Source organism: Staphylococcus sp. HMSC36A10 (genome assembly GCF_001838845.1).
Taxonomy (GTDB): Bacteria; Bacillota; Bacilli; order Staphylococcales; family Staphylococcaceae; genus Staphylococcus; species Staphylococcus aureus.
On record NZ_KV839067.1, the window covers coordinates 39,677 to 63,779 of the forward strand.

Below are 24,103 nucleotides of genomic sequence, written 5' to 3' on the forward strand. Positions count from 1 at the left end.
TTGTTGAGATTAAGGTTCTAGTTGAAATGTAAAAAATAATTCGATATTAAATGTAATTTATAAATAATTTACATAAAATCAATCATTTTAATATAAGGATTATGATAATATATTGGTGTATGACAGTTAATGGAGGGAACGAAATGAAAGCTTTATTACTTAAAACAAGTGTATGGCTCGTTTTGCTTTTTAGTGCAATGGGATTATGGCATGTCTCGAACGCGGCTGAGCAGCATACACCAATGAAAGCACATGCAGTAATAACGATAGACAAAGCGCCAACAGATAAGCAACAAGTACCGCCAACAAAGGAAGCGGCTCATCATTATGGTGAAGAAGCGGCAACCCACGTATCAGCATCAGCGCAGGGAACAGCTGATGATACAAACAACAAAGTAACATCCAACGCACCATCTAACAAACCATCTACAGCAGTTTCAACAAAAGTAAACGAAACACGCGACGTAGATACACAACAAGCCTCAACACAAAATCCAACTCACACAGCAACATTCAAATTATCAAATGCTGAAACAGCATCACTTTCACCACGAAAGTTTGCTGCCAATGCACCACAAACAACAACACATAAAATATTACATACAAATGATATCCATGGCCGACTAGCCGAAGAAAAAGGGCGTGTCATCGGTATGGCTAAATTAAAAACAGTAAAAGAACAAGAAAAGCCTGATTTAATGTTAGACGCAGGAGACGCCTTCCAAGGTTTACCACTTTCAAACCAGTCTAAAGGTGAAGAAATGGCTAAAGCGATGAATGCAGTAGGTTATGATGCTATGGCAGTCGGTAACCACGAATTTGACTTTGGATACGACCAGTTGAAAAAATTAGAGGGTATGTTAGACTTCCCGATGCTAAGTACTAACGTTTACAAAGATGGGAAACGCGCGTTTAAGCCTTCAACGATTGTAACGAAAAATGGTATTCGTTATGGAATTATTGGCGTAACGACACCAGAAACAAAGACGAAAACAAGACCTGAAGGCATTAAAGGTGTTGAATTTAGAGATCCATTACAAAGTGTGACAGCAGAAATGATGCGTATTTATAAAGACGTAGATACATTTGTTGTTATATCACATTTAGGGATTGATCCTTCAACACAAGAAACATGGCGTGGTGATTACTTAGTGAAACAATTAAGTCAAAATCCACGATTGAAGAAACGAATTACAGTCATTGATGGTCATTCACATACCGTACTTCAAAATGGTCAAATTTATAACAATGATGCATTAGCACAAACAGGTACAGCACTTGCGAATATCGGTAAGATTACATTTAATTACCGCAATGGAGAGGTATCGAATATTAAGCCGTCATTGATTAACGTTAAAGACGTTGAAAATGTGACACCGAACAAAGCATTAGCTGAACAAATTAATCAAGCTGATCAAACATTTAGAGCACAAACAGCAGAGATTATTATTCCAAATAATACGATTGATTTCAAAGGAGAAAGAGATGACGTTAGAACGCGTGAAACAAATTTAGGAAACGCGATTGCAGATGCTATGGAAGCGTATGGCGTTAAGAATTTCTCTAAAAAGACTGACTTTGCCGTGACAAATGGTGGAGGTATTCGTGCCTCTATCGCAAAAGGTAAGGTGACACGCTATGATTTAATCTCAGTATTACCATTTGGAAATACGATTGCGCAAATTGATGTAAAAGGTTCAGACGTCTGGACGGCTTTCGAACATAGTTTAGGCGCACCAACAACACAAAAGGACGGTAAGACAGTGTTAACAGCGAATGGCGGTTTACTACATATCTCTGATTCAATCCGTGTTTACTATGATATAAATAAACCGTCTGGCAAACGAATTAATGCTATTCAAATTTTAAATAAAGAGACAGGTAAGTTTGAAAATATTGATTTAAAACGTGTATATCACGTAACGATGAATGACTTCACAGCATCAGGTGGCGACGGATATAGTATGTTCGGTGGTCCTAGAGAAGAAGGTATTTCATTAGATCAAGTACTAGCAAGTTATTTAAAAACAGCTAACTTAGCTAAGTATGATACGACAGAACCACAACGTATGTTATTAGGTAAACCAGCAGTAAGTGAACAACCAGCTAAAGGACAACAAGGTAGCAAAGGTAGTAAGTCTGGTAAAGATACACAACCAATTGATAAAGACAAAGTGATGAATCCAGCGAAACAACCAGTGCCAAGTAAAGTTGTGTTGTTACCAGCGCATAGCGGAACTGTTAGTAGTGGTAGAGAAGGTTCTGATCGCGCATTGGAAGGAACTGCTGTATCAAGTAAGAGTGGGAAACAATTGGCTAACAAGTCAGCGCCTAAAGGTAGCGCACATGAGAAACAGTTACCAAAAACTGGAACTGATCAAAGTTCAAGCCCAGCAGCGATGTTTGTATTAGTAGCAGGTATAGGTTTAATTGCGACTGTACGACGTAGAAAAGCTAGCTAAAATATATTGAAAATAATACTACTGTATTTCTCAAATAAGAGGTACGGTAGTGTTTTTTTATGAAAAAAAGCGATAACCGTTGATAAATATGGGATATAAAAACGAAGATAAGTAATAAGACATCAAGGTGTTTATCCACAGAAATGGGGATAGTTATCCAGAATTGTGTACAATTTAAAGAGAAATACCCACAATGCCCACAGAGTTATCCACAAATACACAGGTTATACACTAAAAATCGGGCATAAATGTCAGGAAAATATCAAAAACTGCAAAAAATATTGGTATAATAAGAGGGAACAGTGTGAACAAGTTAATAACTTGTGGATAACTGGAAAGTTGATAACAATTTGGAGGACCAAACGACATGAAAATCACCATTTTAGCTGTAGGGAAACTAAAAGAGAAATATTGGAAGCAAGCCATAGCAGAATATGAAAAACGTTTAGGCCCATACACCAAGATAGACATCATAGAAGTTCCAGACGAAAAAGCACCAGAAAATATGAGCGACAAAGAAATTGAGCAAGTAAAAGAAAAAGAAGGCCAACGAATACTAGCCAAAATTAAACCACAATCCACAGTCATTACATTAGAAATACAAGGAAAGATGCTATCTTCCGAAGGATTGGCCCAAGAATTGAATCAACGCATGACCCAAGGGCAAAGCGACTTTGTATTCGTCATTGGCGGATCAAACGGTCTGCACAAGGACGTCTTACAACGCAGTAACTACGCACTATCATTCAGCAAAATGACATTCCCACATCAAATGATGCGGGTTGTGTTAATTGAGCAAGTGTATAGAGCGTTTAAGATTATGCGTGGAGAGGCGTATCATAAGTAGGGGGAGATTAAATACTAAAAATAATATTAAATACATTAGTAACATCTCAGACATAATTTTGATTATTAGAAATAAATTTAAATTAGATAAAAAAATGGAGAATATTATGGTGATAAACCCTTAAAATGGAAATATAATAAAAGCACAGTTTTCTGGGTTACCAAATTTTTGAAGTATATAGAAAAAAAGTAGCCTGCTTTTGTAATATTAAAATTATTATATTTCCATAAAATGAATTCAACGAAAGTGTTTTTATTTTATAATCATTTATGGTTAAACGTTACAATTTTTGAATCGAAATACATTTTATACATAGTGGCAGTTAAAAAGAAGAACTTGAGAACTTTAGAAAAATTATTGGTTAAAAGGAGAATATCATGAAAAAATCAACACTCATTGATAAATTTTTAGACTTACTTTCTTCAAGAAGCTCACTCAGAGAAATTCAAAATAATTTTATTGATGCAGATATTATGAGAGATAGCTCTATAAATCAAAAATATAGTGGGCAACGTAAAACATTAGCGTGGGAATATATTAGTACTTTAAATTTAGAAGATGAATCTGAATTTTCTAAATTACTTAATGTTATGGAAGCGTATTTGGTTCAATGGAATATGTATAGTAATGAAATTGATGAAGACGAAGAAATTAATAGATTAATAAAAATAATTAATGCATTAGGATATGCATATAATAAAGAGGAAGGAAGAATAACTAAAAATGGAAGTAAAGTTAACTTAAGTACTGTTAAATCTTTGGCAGAAAAATTTGATATTGAGTATGTATTAAAAGAATGTAATAGAATTGAAAAAGAGGCGCTAACAGATCCAGAGGACGCAATTACATCTGCAAAATCAATGGTTGAGAGTACTTTGAAGCATATTCTAGATTCTGAAGGAGAAAAATTCAATAATAATGAAACTGTGAGAGTTTTATATAGAAAAGTAAGTAGTATTATGAATCTTTCTCCTGGTGCACATAATGAAAATACTTTTAAAACAATTTTGAGTGGAATGATAAATGTAATTAATGGTCTGGACGAAGTAAGGAATGAATATGGGGATGCACATGGTAAATCAAAGAAAAATTATAGACCTGAAACTAGACATGCTCTTCTAGCAATCAATGCGGCACGTACAATAACCGAATTTCTTTTATCTTCATACAAAAAGTAAAAACTATTTAATGATATTAATCAATTTTATTGGATATATAGTTATAATACCGTGGCATCTACCGATAAGCAGAAGCGTATCATAAGTAGCGGAGGAGTTTTTTACCTTGTGACTTATCATAAAGTACGATGTTTATGTAAGTGATTATTATGATTTAAGCATATTCTTCAAATTAAATAATAACAAGAATAAAATGCACTTAGCGACATTGAAATTTATTAATCTAGGAAACTAATAGATTTATAGAAAATTTTATTTGCAAGGGGATAATTTTGAAAAGTAGTATTTTCTATCTTTTCATAATACATTGTAATTACAACGGAGGGGATATTGTGATGAAGTGTATAGATAAAACGTGGGTTAGCTATTATAAAGAATTAGCTGATAAGTTAACAGATTATCAAAATAAACGTTATGAATTAATTGAAATAGTGAAGGAAATATATATAAAAACGGGAATAAAATTCCCAACTTTAGCAAGTGATAATGTATTGATGGATATAGATCCTTTTACAATATTTGCATTATTTAATAAAACGTTTATGAGAGAAACTAATAAGGTAAAAATTTTAACAGAATTAGCTTCGAAATTGGATATTAAGTCCAAAATTCCTTTAGTTTTTGACAGTATTCCAACAGTCAATAATCTGAATGCTACATATTATAATTTTAAAGATTATGGAAAAGATAATGACATAGAAAATTTATGGACATTATTTACTGATGCATTAAATTTTGCAAATTATCCATCAGAAGATAATAAATTAAAATTTATACATAGTTTTGATGAGAATATTACTAAAACAGGAAATGGGAATAGTAAGATTACGAGTGGTTTGTACTGGATTGCACCTGAAACATTTGCTAACTTTGATTCACGTTCAATTTGGTACATTTTTGATACATATAAACTTCCTAAAGAATTGATTAATGAACAACTTAAACCAAAAGAAAAACTAACAGGTCGACATTATTTAGAATTGATAGATATGTTAAAGCTAGTTTTGAAGTGCCAGGAAGTAGAGATTAATGATTTTATTGATTTAAGTTATGAGTCTTGGCATTATTCTGAAATGATAAATGAAGCTAACAGAAACAAACTTGATTCTAATATCAAAGAAAATGTTGTCAGTGAAAATGACAATATAATACAAAATAGAAGTAGAACAACTGAAGTTATACCATATGGAAAACAAGAATTCTTAGATGAAGTTTTTATTGATGAAAGTGATTATGATAGGTTAGTACAACTTTTAAGAAGGAAGCGAAATGTCATACTACAGGGACCGCCTGGTGTAGGAAAAACTTTTCTTGCAAAACGTCTTGCTTATTCATTGATTGGCAGTAAGTGTAAAGAACGAATTAAATTAATTCAATTTCATCAAAGTTATTCATATGAAGATTTTATTATGGGATATAGACCTACTAGTTCAGGTTTTGAACTGACTACGGGGACGTTTTATGATTTTTGTAAGAAAGCTGATAAAGACCGTGATAATGAATATTTTTTAATTATTGATGAAATTAATAGAGGTAATCTGAGTAAAATTTTTGGTGAATTATTTATGTTGATTGAAAGTGATAAAAGAGATGAAGAACTAATATTACTTTATAGCGGTGAGAGATTTTCTGTGCCTAAAAATATTTATATTGTGGGAATGATGAATACAGCTGATCGTAGTTTAGCAATTTTAGATTATGCATTACGCAGACGCTTTGCGTTTTATAATATGCAACCAGCGTTTCACACAACTAAATTCAAAAAACTTCTTAAAGCAATTAATAATACTGAATTAGAGTCAGTAATTAATTGTATAGAAGGATTAAATAAAGAGATTGTTCAAGACGATATGTTAGGTAATGGCTTTGTGATTGGTCATAGTTATTTTAGCAATATTGAATGTATCGACAAAGATGAACTTTCTAATATTGTAGAATTTGAGATTATTCCTATGCTAGAAGAGTATTGGTTTGATGAACCTTCAAAAATAAATGTATGGTCTGAAAAATTAAGGGATTCGATAAATAATGATTAATATTAAAAATATTTATTATATGTTATCTTATGCATTTACAGTACTTAACAAAAAAGGATATCAGAAGTTAGCAACAGAACAATTTGAAAATATATTTGATTTATATTCAGCTATTCTTATAAAAGGTATATCAAGTCAGTTAAATAGTGGACTTCATCATGAATATATAGAACAGACAGATTCTCTAAAAGTTATTAGGGGAAAAGTTGATGTTAAGAATTCTATACAAGGCTTAGGAGTTTTAAGTCAACGTATTAATTGTATTTATGATGAATTTTCATTAAATACATACATGAACAAGATTTTAAAAACTACAATGAGATGTTTAATAAAAACAGATATTTCTAGGAAGAATAAGATAAAGATCCGAAAGTTATTAATTCATTTTAATAATGTTGATACTTTAGATTATAGAAATATTCAATGGCATCATTTGTTTGATCGAAATAATCAGATGTATAAAATGTTGATATCTATATGCTCTTTAATTTTTCAAGGAGTAATACAAACTGAAAACAGGGGACAAAATAATCTTATGGCGTTTGTAGACGAACAACAAATATCTCGACTATATGAAAAATTTGTTCTAGAGTACTATAAAAAAGAATTTCCAGAGCTTGTTGTTACATCATCAAATATTCAATGGTCATTAGATAATTATGACAACGTGAATATGCTTCCTATAATGAGAAGTGATATTATGTTGAGATATAAAAATAAATGTCTAATTATCGATGCAAAATTTTATAAAAATACATTAAACAATTATTATGATACTAAAAAGATCCATTCAACTAACTTGTATCAAATATTTACCTACGTGAAAAACCAACAATTAAATTTAAAAAAGAAAGCAATGCAGGTCTCAGGAATGTTGCTATATGCTAAAACAGACGAAAATATTGATTTGAACAATAAGTTTCATATGAGTGGTAGTCAAATCATTATTAAGACATTAGATTTGAACAGTGATTTTACTATTATTAAAAAACAGTTGAATGAGATAGTTGATGATATATTTTACTAAAATAATATTAAAAATTTAAAAGTATAAAGCTATTAATTTTGATTAGTGATTTCAAAATGTTATTTTTAGAGGTTTAAGATTGTCATGAATTTAGTTTTATTTGTTCTCATGTTCAAGTTTCTTTATATCAACTTTTATTTTAGTAAACCTAAAAGAGTAGCAACTTCAAAATTCGCATTTATAGCTAAAAATAATTTTAAAATGCACATGTTTAAAGAATCAAAATTGTGCATTGTTAAATCATCATTCCCACCAAATCACTTATTTCATTTTAATTATACGCTAAGTAAATATAAATATTGAAAGAGAAAGAGTTAACATCAATTATAATAGTAAGACTACCATTTCCCGTTCCTGATCCAGTAATAAAAAGAAAGAGTAAATTATTGGGTAATATTGAAAAGGTAATAGTTTCAGAGATGATTATGAAGTTTAAACAAGGTACCGGTAGATTAATCAGAACAGCAAAAGATAGAGGATTATTGACTATATTGGATTTAAGAATGAATGATAAAAATTACCGCCATAGAGAATTAATATTAAATTCGATACCAATAAAAAATGAAATTAATGAATCCGATGTGATAAACTTTTTGACATCATTATAACTATACCTTTTTATATTGTACTTTGGAGGGGTATTTATGCTGTTAGATAAAAGAACTAGTAATTTCGTCATTAAAAAGAGCATTAATGACATAAGAACTATCTGTAGATTTAATTCATCATTTGGATAGATGGAGTCAGCACTCATCGATAAAGTGTCAAAATAAATTAAGAGAAACAGAAAAAATTACGAGTGTAAGTCATAAAGAGAATTGTTGCGATAATGCATGTATTGAACTATTTAAGTCCAATAGAATTTGAAAAGAGACTTACATAATTTAACCTATTTAACAATGAACTTATGTGTATAAGCCACTCTATACTAACTACTTAGGTTTCTTTTTGGGGGAATACTTATTATGTTTAACACAGAACACTTTTTTAATTGTCTAATATAATCTTACAATTGATAATTATATAAATTGAATATCATTCCCATTTTTATGTTAATATGTAATAAAGTGAAAAATTTCTATATTTGTGTTTTTAAAATATATAAGTTTAAAAAGGGGTTGTTTGTCTTTGGAAAATGAAGTAATTGAAGTAATAGAAAAATATAGAACAGATGTGGAAATAGAAAGTAATAAGTTGACCATAAAATTGAAATTTAACCCAATTAGCAAAAAAGATAAAGAACTAATCGATGTGCTGAATTATGTAATTAATCAAAAATACATTTTAGAATTTGGTGGTAATGATTACCAATGCTACAAGTTTCAGTCTTATTACAAAGGCAATGACAGATTCGAAAGGTTTTATAATAAATATTTTAATAATACAATAGAGTTGCATGCTGTAGCATTATTAAAAACCAATGTTGATATAAATACTAACTCTGTAGATATCAAAAAAGCGAATCAGATAAATATATATGCAGAAACTATTAATTCAATAAATGCAAAGAAGTTCATATACGAAGAAGAATTAAATGATATAAGTAACGTGGACTTAATGATTGCTGTTAATAATATTCAAAATACTCTTAATAATCAAATGGCACCCACTCATGAAGATTTATCAGTTTTGAAAAGATTTGCAAAATCATCTTCTAGTATAGCTAGCTTCGCTTCGGATATTATTACAATTTTAGGGGTGTTTTTAAAGTAGAAAATCTAATAATTATTATAGAATAAATAGGTTTAACTTTTGTTTAATTTACAGAAATAATTACTAATAAGGATTTTTAACAGAGAGAAGTGACTTATTTTGGAATATAAATCTTACAACAAAATGAGTAATAATATTTTATCTATCTTGTTGAGTGAAAAAAATTTCGATAATAAAATGGTAGTCTCAACAGGTAGTTATATTTTGTCTGAGTTGCCATGTATTGTTGCCTATAAAAATAATGATATTGTGGGGCTACTAACGTATAAAGTTTATGATGAGTACATTGAAATCATTTCTTTAGATAGTTTTGTAGAGAACAAGGGTATTGGTAGTCATTTACTTAATTATGCTGAAATAATTGCCTCAGATATGAGTAAAAGAAGTATCCGTGTTATTACTACAAATGAAAATATTAAGGCACTCTATTTCTATCAAAAAAATAAATATAGAATCACAGACGTTATTTTTGATGCTGTAACAGAAGCTAGGAAAATAAAGCCGTCGATTCCTACAATTGATAAAAATGGCATTGAAATTAGAGATGAAATTGTTTTGAGGAAATGTTTGTAATGTATAAATACACTCAGCTTTAAATCACCCTAGTTCATACCTAAAAGACTTTAACACAAACAAAAAAGGAGGAACATTAAATTCCTCCTCAACCTTTATTACTCATACTACAATTCTATTTTAACGTCTTCGTCCATTTGGGCTTCAAATTCATCTAGAAGTGCTCGTGCTTCTGCAATTGATTGTGTATTCATCAACTGATGGCGAAGTTCGCTAGCACCTCTTATACCACGCACATAGATCTTAAAGAATCTACGCAAGCTCTTGAATTGTCGTATTTCATCTTTTTCATATTTGTTAAACAATGATAAATGCAATCTCAATAGATCTAATAGTTCCTTGCTTGTGTGTTCGCGTGGTTCTTTTTCAAAAGCGAATGGATTATGGAAAATGCCTCTACCGATCATGACGCCATCAATGCCATATTTTTCTGCAAGCTCAAGTCCTGTTTTTCTATCGGGAATATCACCGTTAATTGTTAACAATGTATTTGGTGCAATTTCGTCACGTAAATTTTTAATAGCTTCGATTAATTCCCAATGTGCATATACTTTACTCATGCGTTTGATAAAAACTTAAATAATATTAATTCAATCATCAGTGGCATTAAATCTTTTATCATTTTTAGTTATAGTTGATAAATTTATATTTATAAGCATATATATGGATATTTCATCAAAAATTTTTATTCATATAAATCCGAACTGCATACATATTTGTTGAAATAAGAGGTATTATTTTTCGGGAAATTGCTGTCTGAGTTATAAGTATTAGTTTTATAAAATGAGTTGAACTATAGCAAAAACGATTAAAATACTGATAATCCATTTTTGTATTATGTTAGGGACTTTTTTACTTAATTTTAACCCTATTGGAGCAAATATAATACTCCCTATTATAAGGAATAAGGCGTCATATAAAGGGATATAACCTTGAATAAGTTTGATGACAAAAGCACCAATTGAAGATATAAAAGCAATTACTATACTATTAGCGACTACAGTATTCATTGGTAATTTGAATAAAACCAATAATATAGGAATAATAATGAAGGCACCACCTGCACCTACTATACCTGAAATAATACCAATGAAAAGGCCAATGATAACTAATAAATATTTATTAAATGAAGACTTTTCGGAACTAGGTTTCACTTTAATAAACATTAATGTTAATGCAAGTAAAGCAATAATGATATATACCGTATTTACAAATGTAGCATCAAATAAATTTGCTAGAAATGCACCTAACATACTCCCTATAATCATGCCGCCACCCATATAAAGAACTAATTGTGGCGAGAACTCTGTTTTTTTTCGAGCTTTTAATGAGCCACTTAATGTACTGAAAAAGACTTGGCTAGAAGTAAGACCTGATGCGATATATGCGCTATATGCAGGGGCTCCGAATAATGGTGGTAATAATAAAATAGCTGGATAAATAATGATAGCACCACCTACGCCTACTAGACCAGATATGAACCCGCCGAATACCCCAATGAGTAACATGATAACTATATTAACAATATCCATTACTTACTTTTCACCAATAAGTTTACAGCTTCATTAATTAACTCTTGGGAGCTTTCTTCATCATCCGCAGCTGCTTTTACACATTCTATTAAATTCTCACTAATAATGATACCCATCAAGTGTTGGAGTGAACTCTTTGATGCACTTATTTGTGTAATGACATCTTTACAGTCTTTTCCTTCCTCCATCATTTTAATAATTCCATTTAGTTGCCCTTGTATTCTATTAATACGATTAATCATTTTTTTATCATAATTCATAGTCATACCTCCACTTTTAATTGAATAAAAATATATTAATAGATAAACACAAATGTGTCAAATACCCCTAGAGGTATTTGACAAGTTCCATTCAACTGTTTAGAATACCCCTACAGGTATTTTTAGGGAGGTTATTATGAAACAATACGGAGAAAAGTTTATCGATGAATTTAGTAAAGCAGAATTGGAAAAACTAGCCAAGCAAGGGCAATTAATTGATGTTAGAACAGAAGAGGAGTATGCATTAGGACATATCAATGGTTCCATACTTCATCCTGTTGATGAGATTGAGTCATTCAATAAAGAAAAAAATAAAACCTATTATGTAATCTGTAGAAGTGGTAACAGAAGTGCTAATGCTAGTAAATATTTAGCTAAACAAGGTTATAACGTTATAAATCTTGATGGTGGTTATAAAGCTTATGAAGAAGAAAACGATAGTTATGATACACAAGAAGAATATAAAAGTATAGAAATTAAAGCAGATCGTAAACAATTTAACTATCGTGGTCTTCAATGTCCAGGGCCAATTGTAAAAATTAGTCAAGAAATGAAGAATATTGAAGTAGGTGACCAAATTGAAGTCAAAGTCACAGACCCTGGATTCCCTAGTGACATTAAAAGTTGGGTGAAACAAACAAGGCATACTTTAGTTAAGCTTGATGAAAATAACAATGGAATTAATGCGATTATTCAAAAAGAAAAAGCAAAAGATTTAGATATAAATTATTCTGCTAAAGGTACTACAATTGTATTATTTAGTGGAGAATTAGACAAAGCTGTAGCAGCATTGATTATTGCAAATGGCGCTAGAGCTGCTGGAAAAGATGTAACTATCTTCTTTACTTTTTGGGGGCTTAATGCATTAAAAAAAGTGCAAACAGTTAATGTTAAAAAGCAAGGTATTGCAAAAATGTTTGATTTAATGTTGCCCAAAAAGAATATACGAATGCCTCTTTCCAAAATGAATATGTTTGGTTTAGGAAATATGATGATGCGCTACGTAATGAAAAAGAAAAATGTTGATTCATTACCAACACTTATCAATCAAGCTATTGAGCAAAATATCAAATTAATCGCTTGTACGATGAGTATGGATGTCATGGGTATTCAGAAAGAAGAACTTAGAGATGAAGTTGAGTACGGTGGTGTAGGCACTTATATTGGTGCTACTGAAAATGCGAATCATAATTTATTTATCTAATTAAATCTATTAATAAAAGGAGTTGTTATCATGTTTTTTAAACAGTTTTACGATAATCATTTATCTCAAGCATCATATTTAGTGGGTTGTCAACGTACAGGAGAGGCAATAATAATAGACCCTGTTCGTGATTTATCGAAATATATAGAAGTTGCAGATTCTGAAGGTTTAACAATTACACAAGCTACAGAAACACATATTCATGCTGATTTTGCTTCAGGAATTCGTGATGTGGCTAAACGTTTAAATGCAAATATATATGTGTCTGGCGAAGGTGAAGATGCATTAGGGTATAAAAATATGCCATCAAAAACACAATTTGTTAAACATGGAGATATCATTCAAGTAGGCAATGTTAAATTAGAAGTTCTGCATACTCCAGGGCACACGCCTGAAAGTATTAGCTTTTTACTCACTGATTTAGGTGGTGGTTCAAGTGTTCCGATGGGATTATTTAGTGGTGACTTTATTTTTGTTGGTGATATAGGTAGACCTGATTTATTAGAAAAATCTGTTCAAATAAAGGGTTCTACAGAAATTAGCGCGAAACAAATGTATGAGTCCGTTCAAAATATTAAAAATTTACCAGACTATGTTCAAATCTGGCCGGGTCATGGTGCTGGAAGCCCTTGTGGTAAAGCATTAGGTGCCATACCTATATCTACAATAGGTTATGAGAAAATTAATAACTGGGCATTTAATGAAATTGATGAGACTAAATTTATTGAATCATTAACATCAAATCAACCAGCACCACCGCATCATTTTGCACAAATGAAACAAGTTAATCAGTTTGGTATGAATTTATATCAATCATATGATGTTTATCCTAGTTTAGATAATAAGAGAGTAGCATTTGATCTTCGTAGCAAAGAGGCCTTTCACGGTGGCCACACAAAAGGAACAATCAATATACCATACAACAAAAACTTTATTAATCAAATTGGTTGGTACTTAGATTTTGAAAAAGATATAGATTTAATTGGAGATAAATCTACTGTTGAGAAAGCGAAACACACTTTACAATTAATTGGGTTTGATAAGGTAGCAGGCTATCGTTTGCCAAAATCAGGCATTTCAACCCAGTCCGTTCATAGCGCTGATATGACAGGTAAAGAAGAACATGTATTAGACGTACGTAATGATGAAGAGTGGAATAATGGACACTTAGATCAAGCAGTTAATATTCCACATGGTAAATTATTAAATGAAAATATTCCTTTTAATAAAGAGGATAAAATATATGTACATTGTCAGTCAGGTGTTAGAAGTTCAATTGCAGTGGGTATATTGGAAAGCAAAGGTTTTGAAAATGTGGTGAATATTAGAGAAGGCTATCAAGATTTTCCAGAATCATTAAAATAATTTAAGGATGTGGAAAAAATGAATAAGCATTATCAAATTGTTATTATTGGTGGCGGTACAGCAGGTGTTACCGTAGCATCAAGACTATTAAGAAAAAATCAAAACTTAAAAGAGAAAATAGCAATTATAGACCCAGCAGACCATCATTACTATCAACCATTATGGACGTTGGTTGGCGCAGGGGTATCTAGTTTGAAAAGTTCTCGTAAAGATATGGAAAGTGTTATACCTGAAGGTGCTCACTGGATAAAACAGGCTGTTTCAAGTTTTCAATCTGAAAATAATAGCGTTATTTTAGGAGATAATACAGTCGTTTATTATGATTTTTTAGTAGTAGCTCCAGGATTACAGATTAATTGGTCTTCAATTAAAGGACTAAAAGAAAATATAGGTAAAAATGGTGTTTGCTCTAACTATTCACCTGACTATGTTAACGAAACTTGGAACCAAATTTCTAATTTTAAACAAGGAAATGCCATTTTTACGCATCCAAACACTCCTATAAAATGTGGAGGTGCGCCTATGAAAATTATGTATTTAGCTGAAGATTATTTTAGGAAACATAAAATCCGTTCTAACGCTAATGTGATATATGCAACGCCAAAAGATGCTTTATTTGACGTAGGAAAATATAATAAAGAATTAGAAAGGATTGTTGAAGAAAGAAATATAACAGTCAATTATAATTATAACCTTGTTGAAATCGACGGTGACAAAAAAGTGGCTACATTCGAACATATCAAATCATACGATAGAAAAACAATAAGTTATGATATGTTACATGTAACACCACCTATGGGTCCCTTAGATGTAGTAAAAGAAAGTACACTTTCAGATAGTGAGGGATGGGTAGATGTTAACCCAACCACATTACAGCATAAAAGCTACTCTAATGTATTTGCACTTGGTGATGCTTCAAATGTACCTACTTCAAAAACAGGCGCAGCTATTCGTAAGCAAGCACCTATCGTCGCTAATAATTTATTGCAAGTGATGAATAATCAAATGTTAACGCATCATTATGATGGTTATACTTCATGCCCTATTGTTACTGGATATAATAGGTTAATACTTGCAGAGTTTGATTATAATAAAAATACTAAAGAAACAATGCCGTTTAATCAGGCTAAAGAACGTAGAAGTATGTATATATTTAAGAAAGATTTATTACCTAAAATGTATTGGTACGGCATGCTAAAAGGATTAATATAATAAAGTACAGAAAACAATAAATTTTTAATGAAAAATCTTTTACTATAAAAGATTAAGTATTTAAATGACGTGTCAGTGTTGTGTTTATATGTCGTGAATTTTTAGCTCTAAATAGTATAAGATTGAAAAAGTTGTTACTGTTTTAAATGATCATGATGAAGTCATTCAATAAGAATGATTATGAAAATAGAAACAGCAGTAAGATATTTTCTAATTGAAAATCATCTCACTGCTGTTTTTTAAAGGTTTATACCTCATCCTCTAAATTATATAAAAATAATTAATGGTATTTGAGCACGTTTAGCGACTTTATGACTGACATTACCAATTTCCATTTCTTGCCAGATATTCAAACCACGTGTACTCAAAATGATAGCTTGGTATGTACCTCCAATAGTAATTTCAATAACTTTGTCTGTTGAACACTAAGAGCAATTTTAATTTCATAATGTGTTGTAAACATTTTTTTTGATTGGAGTTTTTTTCTGAGTTAAACGATATCCTGATGTATTTTTAATTTTGCACCATTTCCAAAAGGATGAGTGATATAAGTAAAAAGGCATCATCGGGAGTTATCCTATCAGGAAAACCAGATAATACCTAAGTAGAAAGTGTTCAATCCGTGTTAAATTGGGAAATATCATCCTCAACCTTTATTACTCATACTATAATTCAATTTTAACGTCTTCGTCCATTTGGGCTTCAAATTCATCTAGTAGTGCTCGTGCTTCTGCAATTGATTGTGTGTTCATCAATTGATGGCGAAGTTCACTAGCGCCTCTTATACCACGCACATAGATTTTAAAGAATCTACGCAAGCTCTTGAATTGTCGTATTTCATCTTTTTCATATTTGTTAAACAATGATAAATGCAATCTCAATAGATCTAATAGTTCCTTGCTTGTGTGTTCGCGTGGTTCTTTTTCAAAAGCGAATGGATTATGGAAAATGCCTCTACCGATCATGACGCCATCAATGCCATATTTTTCTGCAAGCTCAAGTCCTGTTTTTCTATCGGGAATATCACCGTTAATTGTTAACAATGTATTTGGTGCAATTTCGTCACGTAAATTTTTAATAGCTTCGATTAATTCCCAATGTGCATCTACTTTACTCATTTCTTTACGTGTACGAAGATGAATAGATAAATTGGCAATGTCTTGTTCGAAGACGTGCTTCAACCAATCTTTCCATTCATCGATTTCATAGTAGCCAAGGCGTGTTTTAACACTTACCGGAAGCCCACCTGCTTTAGTCGCTTGAATAATTTCGGCAGCAACGTCAGGTCTTAAGATTAAGCCGGAACCCTTACCCTTTTTAGCAACATTTGCTACAGGACATCCCATATTTAAGTCTATGCCTTTAAAGCCCATTTTAGCTAGTTGAATACTCGTTTCACGGAACTGTTCTGGCTTATCTCCCCATATATGAGCGACCATCGGCTGTTCATCTTCGCTAAAAGTTAAGCGTCCACGCACACTATGTATGCCTTCAGGGTGGCAAAAGCTTTCAGTATTTGTAAATTCAGTGAAAAACACATCCGGTCTAGCTGCTTCACTTACAACGTGTCGAAATACGATATCTGTAACGTCTTCCATTGGCGCCAAAATAAAAAATGGACGTGGTAATTCACTCCAAAAATTTTCTTTCATAATATATTTATACCCTCTTTATAATTAGTATCTCGATTTTTTATGCATGATGATATTACCACAAAAGCCTAACTTATACAAAAGGAATTTCAATAGATGCAACCATTTGAAAGGGAAGTCTAAGAGTAGTCTAAAATAAATGTTGTGGTAAGTTGATCAATACAAAGATCAAGGATTATCGTATTAAATTGTTCATTATTAATGATACACTACTTATGAATATGATTCAGAATTTTCTTTAGCTACATATACAGTAATGTGATTTATACGTTATCTTATAACAAAGACAAATTTATAAAGGTGATATTATGGAAGATTTAAAGGAATCTTTAAAAAGTTTAGGTTGGTGGGATTTATTTTTTGCGATACCTATGTTTCTGCTATTCGCATACCTTCCAAACTATAATTTTATAACTATATTTCTTAATATTGTTATCATTATTTTCTTTTCCATAGGTTTGATTTTAACTACGCATATAATTATAGATAAAATTAAGAGCAACACGAAATGATTCATTAATACGAATGTGATTAAACATAAAACTGAAGGAGCGATTACAATGGCTACTGAAAAAGATATAAATGATTTATTTTTAAATCATGTGAATTCAAATGCCGTTAAAACTAGAAAGATGATGGGAGAATATATTATTTATTATGATAGTGTGGTTATAGGTGGTTTGTATGATAATAGATTATTGGTCAAGGCGACTAAAAGTGCCCAGCAGAAATTGCAAGATAATACATTAGTCTCCCCATATCCAGGTGCTAAAGAAATGATATTAATTCCAGATTTTGACGAAGCAACAAATCTCACTGATTTATTTAAGACTATAAAAAATGATTTGAAAAACTAATCATAAATTGCCATGCTCAACTATTTTGAAAATCATCAATTTCATATTGTCAATTTATTGAGTATCTCGATTTATTGCTATACACAAACAGTATTTTTGTTATCATAGAGTTAATAAATATAATAAATTGAATAAGTAACTTTACAAAAATTAGAATGATTTAATTCAATCACAATTATTTGAAAATAGAGGTGAGCAGGTGAACGATATGTTAATTAGTCTCGTAACCCCAGTTTTTGCTTTGTTAGTTATTGGTGGTATTATTTGGGTGATTATAGAAGGTATAGTACATATTTCAAAAAAGAATAAAGCAATCGATAACTTTTTAAACCAAGTTAATAAAGTAAGTGAGACATATAAATTCGCTACTACTTTTTTATTTCTAATCTTGGCTACGGCGGGTATTTCTCAATTTTATCTATATTATATAGTATCAGCGTTTCTTTTTTGGCTTGTCATACTTACCTTTGGTATTGCAGGTATCATTTTTTTAATGCCATATGGATTATGTTTTCTACCGTTTTATAAGCAAAAAAAGAAAAAACAGACATTTAAAAAATACATGGTTTACACTACGATTGGTTTGTCAATTTGTCTAGGCTTATCTCTAGTTTTGGTTCACACTACGAAAATTTATATGGACGAAGGTGGCGTAAGATACTATTACGGTAGTTTTGTAATGAAACAAGCGGGCGGTTATGCTTATTTAGCTTTAGCAGTACTTTCAACGTTGTTAATTGTTGCGAAAAAAGCTACAAATAAAAATAAAGAAATCGAAACCGTCGACAATACAAATATAATGGAAAGATAATTAAGGGAGTGCTCATTCAGGAGTGCTCTTTTTTGGTGTTCAAATTTAGTTGGAAATGAAGAAGCAGAAACATTTGTGAGTGGAAAATAAAAGTTAAGCTGAAATCCTATCGAAAGTATCTGTAAAGTAAAAAATTAACGCCACAATCTTCATCGCAATTAAAAACAGACATTCTAATTACATGCTTTTTCAAACAATAATCTAATAATAAGTCCATCTACAAAATATTTCTACGCACTAAAAAAGGCGGACTAAATCGTCCGCCTCAATGCACACTACCGCATGTTGTTTTTATAGAGTTTCTTTATAGAATGATTCAAGTTTTGGTAACACTTGATTTACGTATTCTGGAATATCATATAAATCTACGTGTGATGCACCTTCAATTTTATATAATTCATTGTTGTCGCCTGCTGCTTTTTCAACAGCATCAACGCTATATTCAATCGTGTCTGCTTCTGTACCTGCGATTGCTAAGAATGGTTGTGTCAACAATTCATCAATATATGTGAATGGCGCAAATGTTAATACTTCTGAAAAACTTCTTAATAATAGTTTGTTTGGTGCGTTTTTATGTTGACCACGTGCAGTTAAATAATAATCATGCCCTTGTACCATTGTTGAATTTTCAGGCATAGAATCATCAATTTCTTCAGGCACATAGCCAGTGATACCATAATCTGCACCATTTGCTTCAGCTGTACGTTGATCTGCAACTTGTGTCATAAATGCCAGTTGATCATCTATTGATACTACATCGCCAGGACCTTTACGGAATAAAGCGCCAATATCTACCATACTTACAGTTGCAAGTGCTTTAATGCGACATTCTGTTCTTGCTGCACTTACTGTATATCCACCACCTGCACAAACGCCAAGCGCACCAATTCTGTCATTATCCACAAAGTCTAATGTTGTAAGATAATCAACTGAAGCTCTAACGTCTTCTGTTCTCGCAAATGGATCTTCTAAATATCTAGGAGAGCCTTCACTTTCACCTTGATGTGATGCATCATATACAACCGTAACGTAGCCGAATTCCGCAAGTTTCTCTGCATACATACCTGCTGTTTGTTCTTTAACACCGCCACCTGGGTGACAAACTGTAATTGATGGATATTTTTTGCTTTCATCAAATTGTTCTGGTGTATATAAATTCGCTGCTAATAAATTTGTTTTACTTTTAAAATTAACTGATTGTTTCATAGATTAAATGCCTCCATCTTTTTATATAAGTCATTCATTTGTTGTAGATATTTATTACTCTTGTGTGTATAATGCCATACTAGAGTATTTAAATGTACAATTCAATTAACAAGGAAGCACATATGTGTTTTAATACACAGTTTTATAAAAATGGGTTTTAAAAGAAAGGAGTATTATTATGAATGTTGGGGATTTACGTGTTGTTAAAACGAGAGCTAGTATTAAAAAGGCATTTATGACCTTACTTTTTGAAAAAGATTTTGATACTATTTCGATTAAAGAAATTACTGAATTTGCGCAAATTGGCAGAAAAACATTTTATCTACATTATATTGATAAATATGATTTACTAGATCAAATAGTATCGGAAAAATTGATAGAACTTGAGCAAATTTCTGAAGCCAAAAAGAGTCTGGGTATCCAAGAAGGCACACAGTTATGGTTTGAGTTTTTCGAAAATAATAGAACATTTTTTATGAAAATTTTTAATATCAACAACGCTTCAAATTATAAGAAAAAACTGCTTCATTTTATTGAAGAAGAATTTAAGAAAAAAGTTCCGACACGTGTTGCTACTGAAAAAGGCTTAGACTACGACTTATATATTAATTTTATTAGTAACGGTATTATCGGACTACTAGATATCTATCTAAACAGTAGTGAAAATACAGAAGAACAAGAAAAAATAACATTGCAGGTGTCGCGCCTACTATCTTTGTACGATTTAATTTAAAACTAAGCTGTCTATTTTGAAATATAATTGTGTGAAGTAGATATAGTATGTCACTTCTTGAAAGAATTTTATTATAATAGTTTTATGAATTGATATTGCAGTGACAAGAGCTAAAAAAGAATTTTATGTAATTGGCGACATGCAAAGAATACAGACAAAACCATTTTATGAGACGATTTTTAAAGAAAGAAATGTTAAATAACATACAAAAAAGTATATAGAGGAAGTTATGTTCATGCAAAATAGAAATGATTTTATAGAAAAGCTATTAGACAGAGCTCAAATTGAAGAAGGCATGCGTGTACTGGATATAGGTTGTGCGACTGGTGAGGTCACTCAATTAATTGCAAAACGTGTGGGGACGAATGGTGAAGTCGTCGGTGTTGATGTGAATGAGTCATTACTTAAAATCGCAAATGAAAACAATCAATATAACAATGTATCATATCAATCTTCTGATATATATCAATTGCCAGAAACTATGGGGCATTTTGATGCGATTGTTGGTAGAAGAGTATTAATGTACTTACCAGATGCTGAAAAGTGTTTACAAATTTTGAAATCAATTTTAAAACCTGAGGGTATATTATGTTTTCAAGAAAGTGATGCTATTAACGCAGGTGTTGGTGCAGATACACTATCTTTACATCAATCAGCAATTCAATGGATTTGGGAAACAGTGAAGCAAGAAGGTGGCAATATTCATATCGGTCAAAATTTATATAATTTGTTTAATAATAATGGAATGCATGTTGTAGATTATTTTGCAGAGGTAGTGATTCAAACATCAATGGACAATGATTTAGCATGGCTTGTAGATGTAATGCTACAAAGAATGAAAGCACATGGTGTCATTAATGATGATTTTTCACTAGATGAGTTTAAATCAAACCTTGAACAAGAAGCAATAAACAATCAGTGTGCATTTATACGTGACATGGCATTTGGAATTATCGGAAAAGCCTAGATTAAAAAACGCTGAAAGCAGCATATTATCATCGCCATTGTTTTAACTTGTGAAGTTACTAATGGATTTTGAAAATAACAGCATTTCTATTGGCTAATCAAGTGATACTTAATTACCGAACAATTTATACATTTTAAAAGGAGCAAAATTGAATAATGAAGAAATTTAACAGCTGGATATTAAATGCAATAAGTGGATCTCAAACAGACAAGAATGGAACAACTAAAGAATTAAAAGGGGCAAAATTTATCATTTTATATGCATATTCAATGCTCGTTTTGCTTGCGTTAGTAATTTCTAACATATTCATTCACATTTTGGAGCCTAAACTATCAATCACCACTCAAATCATCATCGTTTTAATTTTAATTGAAGCACTAATTGGACTACGTTTCTTGAAAGCGTACGATGTTAAGCGTGGCAAAGATAAAGAAAATAAGAAAAATAGTAAGGATTTCGTTAAACTAAAATCAATTTTAGTAGCAATTTTATTTACATCATTGGCGCTGACAGCAGGTACTGTAGCTGATATATACGGTTTCACTGACTTAGGAAATACTAGAAGTGATTTAATCGTTTGGAGCATAGGTGGTATTATATTTGGCCTCGTATGTTACACAATGGAAGATAAAAAATAACGATAAGGAGCTGGCGATTATAAAGCTAGCTCCTTTTTTTACTTATATATGTAAAGAACTATCTCCAGAGTTTTGAATCATACGTCATTAATTTCTATAATTAATACGCTTAAATATTGTTTAAATAAGTTTTAAAATTTTACACATATTTTTATTTAAAAAAGATGTATAATTAATGTATTAAATATAGAAAGAAGTTGATGTTATGAAAAAGTGTATTAAGACTTTGTTTTTAAGTATCATTTTAGTAGTGATGAGTGGTTTATATCATTCAGCACATGCGTCAGATTCGTTGAGTAAAAGTCCGGAAAATTGGATGAGTAAACTTGATGAAAGCAAACATTTAACTGAGATTAATATACCGGGTTCGCATGATAGTGGCTCATTCACTTTAAAGGATCCAGTAAAATCGGTTTGGGCAAAGACTCAAGATAAAGATTACCTTACTCAAATGAAGTCAGGAGTCAGGTTTTTTGATATTAGAGGTAGAGCAAGTGCTGATAATATGATTTCAGTCCATCACGGCATGGTTTATTTGCATCATGAATTAGGAAAATTTCTCGATGATGCTAAATATTACTTGAGTGCTTATCCAAACGAAACAATTGTGATGTCTATGAAAAAGGACTACGATAGCGATTCTAAAGTTACGAAGACATTTGAAGAAATTTTTAGAGAATATTATTATAATAACCCGCAATATCAGAATCTTTTTTACACAGGAAGTAATGCGAATCCTACTTTAAAAGAAACGAAAGGTAAAATTGTCCTATTCAATAGAATGGGTGGTACATACATAAAAAGTGGTTATGGTGCTGACACGTCTGGCATTCAATGGGCAGATAACGCGACATTTGAAACGAAAATTAATAATGGTAGCTTAAATTTACAAGTACAAGATGAGTATAAAGATTACTATGATAAAAAAGTTGAAGCTGTTAAAAATTTATTGGCTAAAGCTAAAACGGATAGTAACAAAGACAATGTATATGTGAATTTCTTGAGTGTAGCGTCTGGAGGCAGCGCATTTAATAGTACTTATAACTATGCGTCACATATAAATCCTGAAATTGCAAAAACGATTAAAGCAAATGGGAAAGCTAGAACGGGTTGGCTGATTGTTGACTATGCAGGATATACGTGGCCTGGATATGATGATATCGTAAGCGAAATTATAGATAGTAATAAATAAGGATTCAATAATGATATTAAGACGAGTATGAAAATAGTTAGATTCTAATTATTTTCACTACTCGTTTTTATTTTGAAAATAAGTAATGATTCAACAATATTATAAATTGAACAGATTGTTTATGGAATTTTTGATAATATTAAAGTGAAAAAGTGTTATAAATTGATAAATATATGTAATTAACAAAAACAAATCATTTTAAAAAGAAGAGAGTTGTAAGATGATGAAACGATTAAACAAATTAGTGTTAGGCATTATTTTTCTGTTTTTAGTCATTAGTATCACTGCTGGTTGTGGCATAGGTAAAGAAGCGGAAGTTAAGAAAAGTTTTGAAAAAACATTGAGTATGTACCCTATTAAAAATCTAGAGGATTTATACGATAAGGAAGGCTATCGTGATGATCAGTTTGATAAAAATGATAAAGGTACATGGATTATAAATTCTGAAATGGTTATTCAACCTAATAATGAAGATATGGTAGCTAAAGGCATGGTTCTATATATGAATAGAAATACCAAAACAACAAATGGTTACTACTATGTCGATGTGACTAAGGACGAGGATGAAGGAAAACCGCACGACAATGAAAAAAGATATCCGGTTAAAATGGTCGATAATAAAATCATTCCAACAAAAG

At 31.1% G+C, this 24,103-nt stretch carries 23 protein-coding genes and 4 pseudogenes; 20 read left to right on the forward strand and 7 right to left on the reverse strand.

Features of this window, described 5'->3' with window-relative positions:
• Positions 1-143 precede the first annotated feature (143 nt).
• The 8 genes from adsA (at position 144) to HMPREF3247_RS00790 (ending at position 9,836) form a co-directional block, all read left to right on the forward strand.
• Entirely contained in the window at positions 144-2,462 is a 2,319-nt protein-coding gene (gene adsA, locus HMPREF3247_RS00755; protein ID WP_064129946.1) for an LPXTG-anchored adenosine synthase AdsA, read from the forward strand.
• A 367-nt stretch (positions 2,463-2,829) separates the two neighbouring features.
• On the forward strand, positions 2,830-3,309 hold the full coding sequence (gene rlmH / locus HMPREF3247_RS00760; protein ID WP_000704775.1) for a 23S rRNA (pseudouridine(1915)-N(3))-methyltransferase RlmH: 480 nt from the start codon (positions 2,830-2,832) through the stop codon (positions 3,307-3,309).
• Between the two features lie 377 nt (positions 3,310-3,686).
• Positions 3,687-4,487: an abortive infection family protein gene (locus tag HMPREF3247_RS00765; protein ID WP_000749911.1), complete on the forward strand. Its 801-nt coding sequence runs from the start codon at positions 3,687-3,689 to the stop codon at positions 4,485-4,487.
• A 335-nt stretch (positions 4,488-4,822) separates the two neighbouring features.
• The gene (locus tag HMPREF3247_RS00770; protein WP_000649663.1) at positions 4,823-6,523 is read left to right on the forward strand and encodes an AAA family ATPase; all 1,701 of its coding nucleotides are present in this window, start codon (positions 4,823-4,825) and stop codon (positions 6,521-6,523) included.
• On the forward strand, positions 6,516-7,550 hold the full coding sequence (mcrC, locus tag HMPREF3247_RS00775; RefSeq protein ID WP_000608224.1) for a 5-methylcytosine-specific restriction endonuclease system specificity protein McrC: 1,035 nt from the start codon (positions 6,516-6,518) through the stop codon (positions 7,548-7,550). The genes HMPREF3247_RS00770 and mcrC overlap by 8 nt, the downstream gene beginning before the upstream one ends.
• A gap of 299 nt (positions 7,551-7,849) precedes the next feature.
• Entirely contained in the window at positions 7,850-8,158 is a 309-nt protein-coding gene (locus HMPREF3247_RS00780; protein WP_001566849.1) for a helicase C-terminal domain-containing protein, read from the forward strand.
• Between the two features lie 520 nt (positions 8,159-8,678).
• Complete coding sequence (locus HMPREF3247_RS00785; protein ID WP_000426894.1) at positions 8,679-9,263, forward strand: hypothetical protein; 585 nt, start codon at positions 8,679-8,681, stop codon at positions 9,261-9,263.
• Positions 9,264-9,362: 99 nt separating this feature from the next.
• Positions 9,363-9,836 carry a GNAT family N-acetyltransferase gene (locus tag HMPREF3247_RS00790; RefSeq protein ID WP_000455976.1) on the forward strand — a complete coding sequence of 158 codons (474 nt, stop codon included), beginning with the start codon at positions 9,363-9,365 and terminating at the stop codon, positions 9,834-9,836.
• A 107-nt stretch (positions 9,837-9,943) separates the two neighbouring features.
• Here HMPREF3247_RS00790 and HMPREF3247_RS00795 read toward each other — a convergent pair.
• From HMPREF3247_RS00795 to cstR, 4 genes and pseudogenes are all read right to left on the reverse strand, one after another.
• Positions 9,944-10,402 (reverse strand): annotated as a pseudogene (locus tag HMPREF3247_RS00795) (tRNA-dihydrouridine synthase); the annotation flags it as partial.
• A 24-nt stretch (positions 10,403-10,426) separates the two neighbouring features.
• Positions 10,427-10,515, reverse strand: a pseudogene (locus HMPREF3247_RS00800) (hypothetical protein).
• A gap of 97 nt (positions 10,516-10,612) precedes the next feature.
• Positions 10,613-11,368 carry a sulfite exporter TauE/SafE family protein gene (locus HMPREF3247_RS00805; RefSeq protein ID WP_000355845.1) on the reverse strand — a complete coding sequence of 252 codons (756 nt, stop codon included), beginning with the start codon at positions 11,366-11,368 and terminating at the stop codon, positions 10,613-10,615.
• Complete coding sequence (gene cstR, locus HMPREF3247_RS00810; protein WP_001105086.1) at positions 11,368-11,628, reverse strand: persulfide-sensing transcriptional repressor CstR; 261 nt, start codon at positions 11,626-11,628, stop codon at positions 11,368-11,370. Before cstR ends, HMPREF3247_RS00805 begins: the two co-directional genes overlap by 1 nt.
• A gap of 136 nt (positions 11,629-11,764) precedes the next feature.
• On the opposite strand from cstR, the gene cstA reads away from it, so the two are divergent.
• Genes cstA through sqr form a run of 3 tightly spaced genes read left to right on the forward strand, consistent with a single transcriptional unit; the run spans position 11,765 to position 15,409 of the window.
• Positions 11,765-12,832: a persulfide response sulfurtransferase CstA gene (gene cstA, locus HMPREF3247_RS00815; protein ID WP_000816129.1), complete on the forward strand. Its 1,068-nt coding sequence runs from the start codon at positions 11,765-11,767 to the stop codon at positions 12,830-12,832.
• 30 nt (positions 12,833-12,862) lie between these two features.
• The gene (cstB, locus tag HMPREF3247_RS00820; protein WP_000465472.1) at positions 12,863-14,197 is read left to right on the forward strand and encodes a persulfide dioxygenase-sulfurtransferase CstB; all 1,335 of its coding nucleotides are present in this window, start codon (positions 12,863-12,865) and stop codon (positions 14,195-14,197) included.
• Between the two features lie 18 nt (positions 14,198-14,215).
• The gene (gene sqr, locus HMPREF3247_RS00825; protein WP_001033013.1) at positions 14,216-15,409 is read left to right on the forward strand and encodes a type II sulfide:quinone oxidoreductase Sqr; all 1,194 of its coding nucleotides are present in this window, start codon (positions 14,216-14,218) and stop codon (positions 15,407-15,409) included.
• 266 nt (positions 15,410-15,675) lie between these two features.
• Here the strand turns inward: sqr and HMPREF3247_RS15070 are convergent.
• Positions 15,676-15,890: pseudogene (locus tag HMPREF3247_RS15070) on the reverse strand (universal stress protein); the annotation flags it as partial.
• A gap of 184 nt (positions 15,891-16,074) precedes the next feature.
• Positions 16,075-17,061 carry a tRNA dihydrouridine synthase gene (locus HMPREF3247_RS00835; protein ID WP_000662031.1) on the reverse strand — a complete coding sequence of 329 codons (987 nt, stop codon included), beginning with the start codon at positions 17,059-17,061 and terminating at the stop codon, positions 16,075-16,077.
• Positions 17,062-17,369: 308 nt separating this feature from the next.
• Between HMPREF3247_RS00835 and HMPREF3247_RS00840 the strand changes: the two genes are divergently transcribed.
• The 3 genes from HMPREF3247_RS00840 (at position 17,370) to HMPREF3247_RS00850 (ending at position 18,729) form a co-directional block, all read left to right on the forward strand.
• Positions 17,370-17,573, forward strand: coding sequence for a DUF6007 family protein (locus HMPREF3247_RS00840; protein WP_000389759.1), 204 nt, complete (start codon positions 17,370-17,372; stop codon positions 17,571-17,573).
• A gap of 48 nt (positions 17,574-17,621) precedes the next feature.
• Entirely contained in the window at positions 17,622-17,918 is a 297-nt protein-coding gene (locus tag HMPREF3247_RS00845; RefSeq protein ID WP_000179892.1) for a TfoX/Sxy family protein, read from the forward strand.
• A gap of 208 nt (positions 17,919-18,126) precedes the next feature.
• Positions 18,127-18,729: a hypothetical protein gene (locus HMPREF3247_RS00850; RefSeq protein WP_000908959.1), complete on the forward strand. Its 603-nt coding sequence runs from the start codon at positions 18,127-18,129 to the stop codon at positions 18,727-18,729.
• 291 nt (positions 18,730-19,020) lie between these two features.
• Here the strand turns inward: HMPREF3247_RS00850 and HMPREF3247_RS00855 are convergent, their stop codons facing one another.
• Entirely contained in the window at positions 19,021-19,935 is a 915-nt protein-coding gene (locus HMPREF3247_RS00855) for an alpha/beta hydrolase (RefSeq protein ID WP_001566851.1), read from the reverse strand.
• A gap of 178 nt (positions 19,936-20,113) precedes the next feature.
• Here HMPREF3247_RS00855 and HMPREF3247_RS00860 point away from each other — a divergent pair, with 178 nt between their 5' ends.
• The 6 genes and pseudogenes from HMPREF3247_RS00860 to HMPREF3247_RS00880 form a co-directional block, all read left to right on the forward strand.
• On the forward strand, positions 20,114-20,668 hold the full coding sequence (locus tag HMPREF3247_RS00860) for a TetR/AcrR family transcriptional regulator C-terminal domain-containing protein (RefSeq protein ID WP_001100493.1): 555 nt from the start codon (positions 20,114-20,116) through the stop codon (positions 20,666-20,668).
• A gap of 88 nt (positions 20,669-20,756) precedes the next feature.
• Positions 20,757-20,870, forward strand: a pseudogene (locus tag HMPREF3247_RS15115) (hypothetical protein); the annotation flags it as partial.
• A gap of 27 nt (positions 20,871-20,897) precedes the next feature.
• A complete protein-coding gene (locus tag HMPREF3247_RS00865) occupies positions 20,898-21,635 on the forward strand; it encodes a methyltransferase domain-containing protein (RefSeq protein ID WP_001566853.1) in 738 nt (245 codons plus the stop codon).
• A gap of 155 nt (positions 21,636-21,790) precedes the next feature.
• Positions 21,791-22,273: a hypothetical protein gene (locus HMPREF3247_RS00870; protein ID WP_000714395.1), complete on the forward strand. Its 483-nt coding sequence runs from the start codon at positions 21,791-21,793 to the stop codon at positions 22,271-22,273.
• 205 nt (positions 22,274-22,478) lie between these two features.
• Complete coding sequence (locus tag HMPREF3247_RS00875; protein ID WP_000710562.1) at positions 22,479-23,465, forward strand: phosphatidylinositol-specific phospholipase C; 987 nt, start codon at positions 22,479-22,481, stop codon at positions 23,463-23,465.
• 220 nt (positions 23,466-23,685) lie between these two features.
• A partial coding sequence (locus HMPREF3247_RS00880; protein ID WP_083324622.1) for a tandem-type lipoprotein occupies positions 23,686-24,103 on the forward strand: 418 nt, incomplete at its 3' end.

Bases quoted from the DNA above. Each gene is read 5' to 3' on its own strand.
- adsA (WP_064129946.1), top strand. From the start codon at position 144: ATGAAAGCTTTATTACTTAAAACAAGTGTATGGCTCGTTTTGCTTTTT.
- HMPREF3247_RS00870 (WP_000714395.1), top strand. From the start codon at position 21,791: ATGAAGAAATTTAACAGCTGGATATTAAATGCAATAAGTGGATCTCAA.
- HMPREF3247_RS00850 (WP_000908959.1), top strand. From the start codon at position 18,127: ATGTTAATTAGTCTCGTAACCCCAGTTTTTGCTTTGTTAGTTATTGGT.
- HMPREF3247_RS00865 (WP_001566853.1), top strand. From the start codon at position 20,898: ATGTTCATGCAAAATAGAAATGATTTTATAGAAAAGCTATTAGACAGA.
- HMPREF3247_RS00845 (WP_000179892.1), top strand. From the start codon at position 17,622: ATGGCTACTGAAAAAGATATAAATGATTTATTTTTAAATCATGTGAAT.
- mcrC (WP_000608224.1), top strand. From the start codon at position 6,516: ATGATTAATATTAAAAATATTTATTATATGTTATCTTATGCATTTACA.
- rlmH (WP_000704775.1), top strand. From the start codon at position 2,830: ATGAAAATCACCATTTTAGCTGTAGGGAAACTAAAAGAGAAATATTGG.
- HMPREF3247_RS00840 (WP_000389759.1), top strand. From the start codon at position 17,370: ATGGAAGATTTAAAGGAATCTTTAAAAAGTTTAGGTTGGTGGGATTTA.
- cstB (WP_000465472.1), top strand. From the start codon at position 12,863: ATGTTTTTTAAACAGTTTTACGATAATCATTTATCTCAAGCATCATAT.
- HMPREF3247_RS00875 (WP_000710562.1), top strand. From the start codon at position 22,479: ATGAAAAAGTGTATTAAGACTTTGTTTTTAAGTATCATTTTAGTAGTG.
- cstA (WP_000816129.1), top strand. From the start codon at position 11,765: ATGAAACAATACGGAGAAAAGTTTATCGATGAATTTAGTAAAGCAGAA.
- HMPREF3247_RS00770 (WP_000649663.1), top strand. From the start codon at position 4,823: ATGAAGTGTATAGATAAAACGTGGGTTAGCTATTATAAAGAATTAGCT.
- HMPREF3247_RS00765 (WP_000749911.1), top strand. From the start codon at position 3,687: ATGAAAAAATCAACACTCATTGATAAATTTTTAGACTTACTTTCTTCA.
- HMPREF3247_RS00835 (WP_000662031.1), bottom strand. From the start codon at position 17,061: ATGAAAGAAAATTTTTGGAGTGAATTACCACGTCCATTTTTTATTTTG.
- HMPREF3247_RS00855 (WP_001566851.1), bottom strand. From the start codon at position 19,935: ATGAAACAATCAGTTAATTTTAAAAGTAAAACAAATTTATTAGCAGCG.
- HMPREF3247_RS00860 (WP_001100493.1), top strand. From the start codon at position 20,114: ATGAATGTTGGGGATTTACGTGTTGTTAAAACGAGAGCTAGTATTAAA.
- cstR (WP_001105086.1), bottom strand. From the start codon at position 11,628: ATGAATTATGATAAAAAAATGATTAATCGTATTAATAGAATACAAGGG.
- sqr (WP_001033013.1), top strand. From the start codon at position 14,216: ATGAATAAGCATTATCAAATTGTTATTATTGGTGGCGGTACAGCAGGT.
- HMPREF3247_RS00805 (WP_000355845.1), bottom strand. From the start codon at position 11,368: ATGGATATTGTTAATATAGTTATCATGTTACTCATTGGGGTATTCGGC.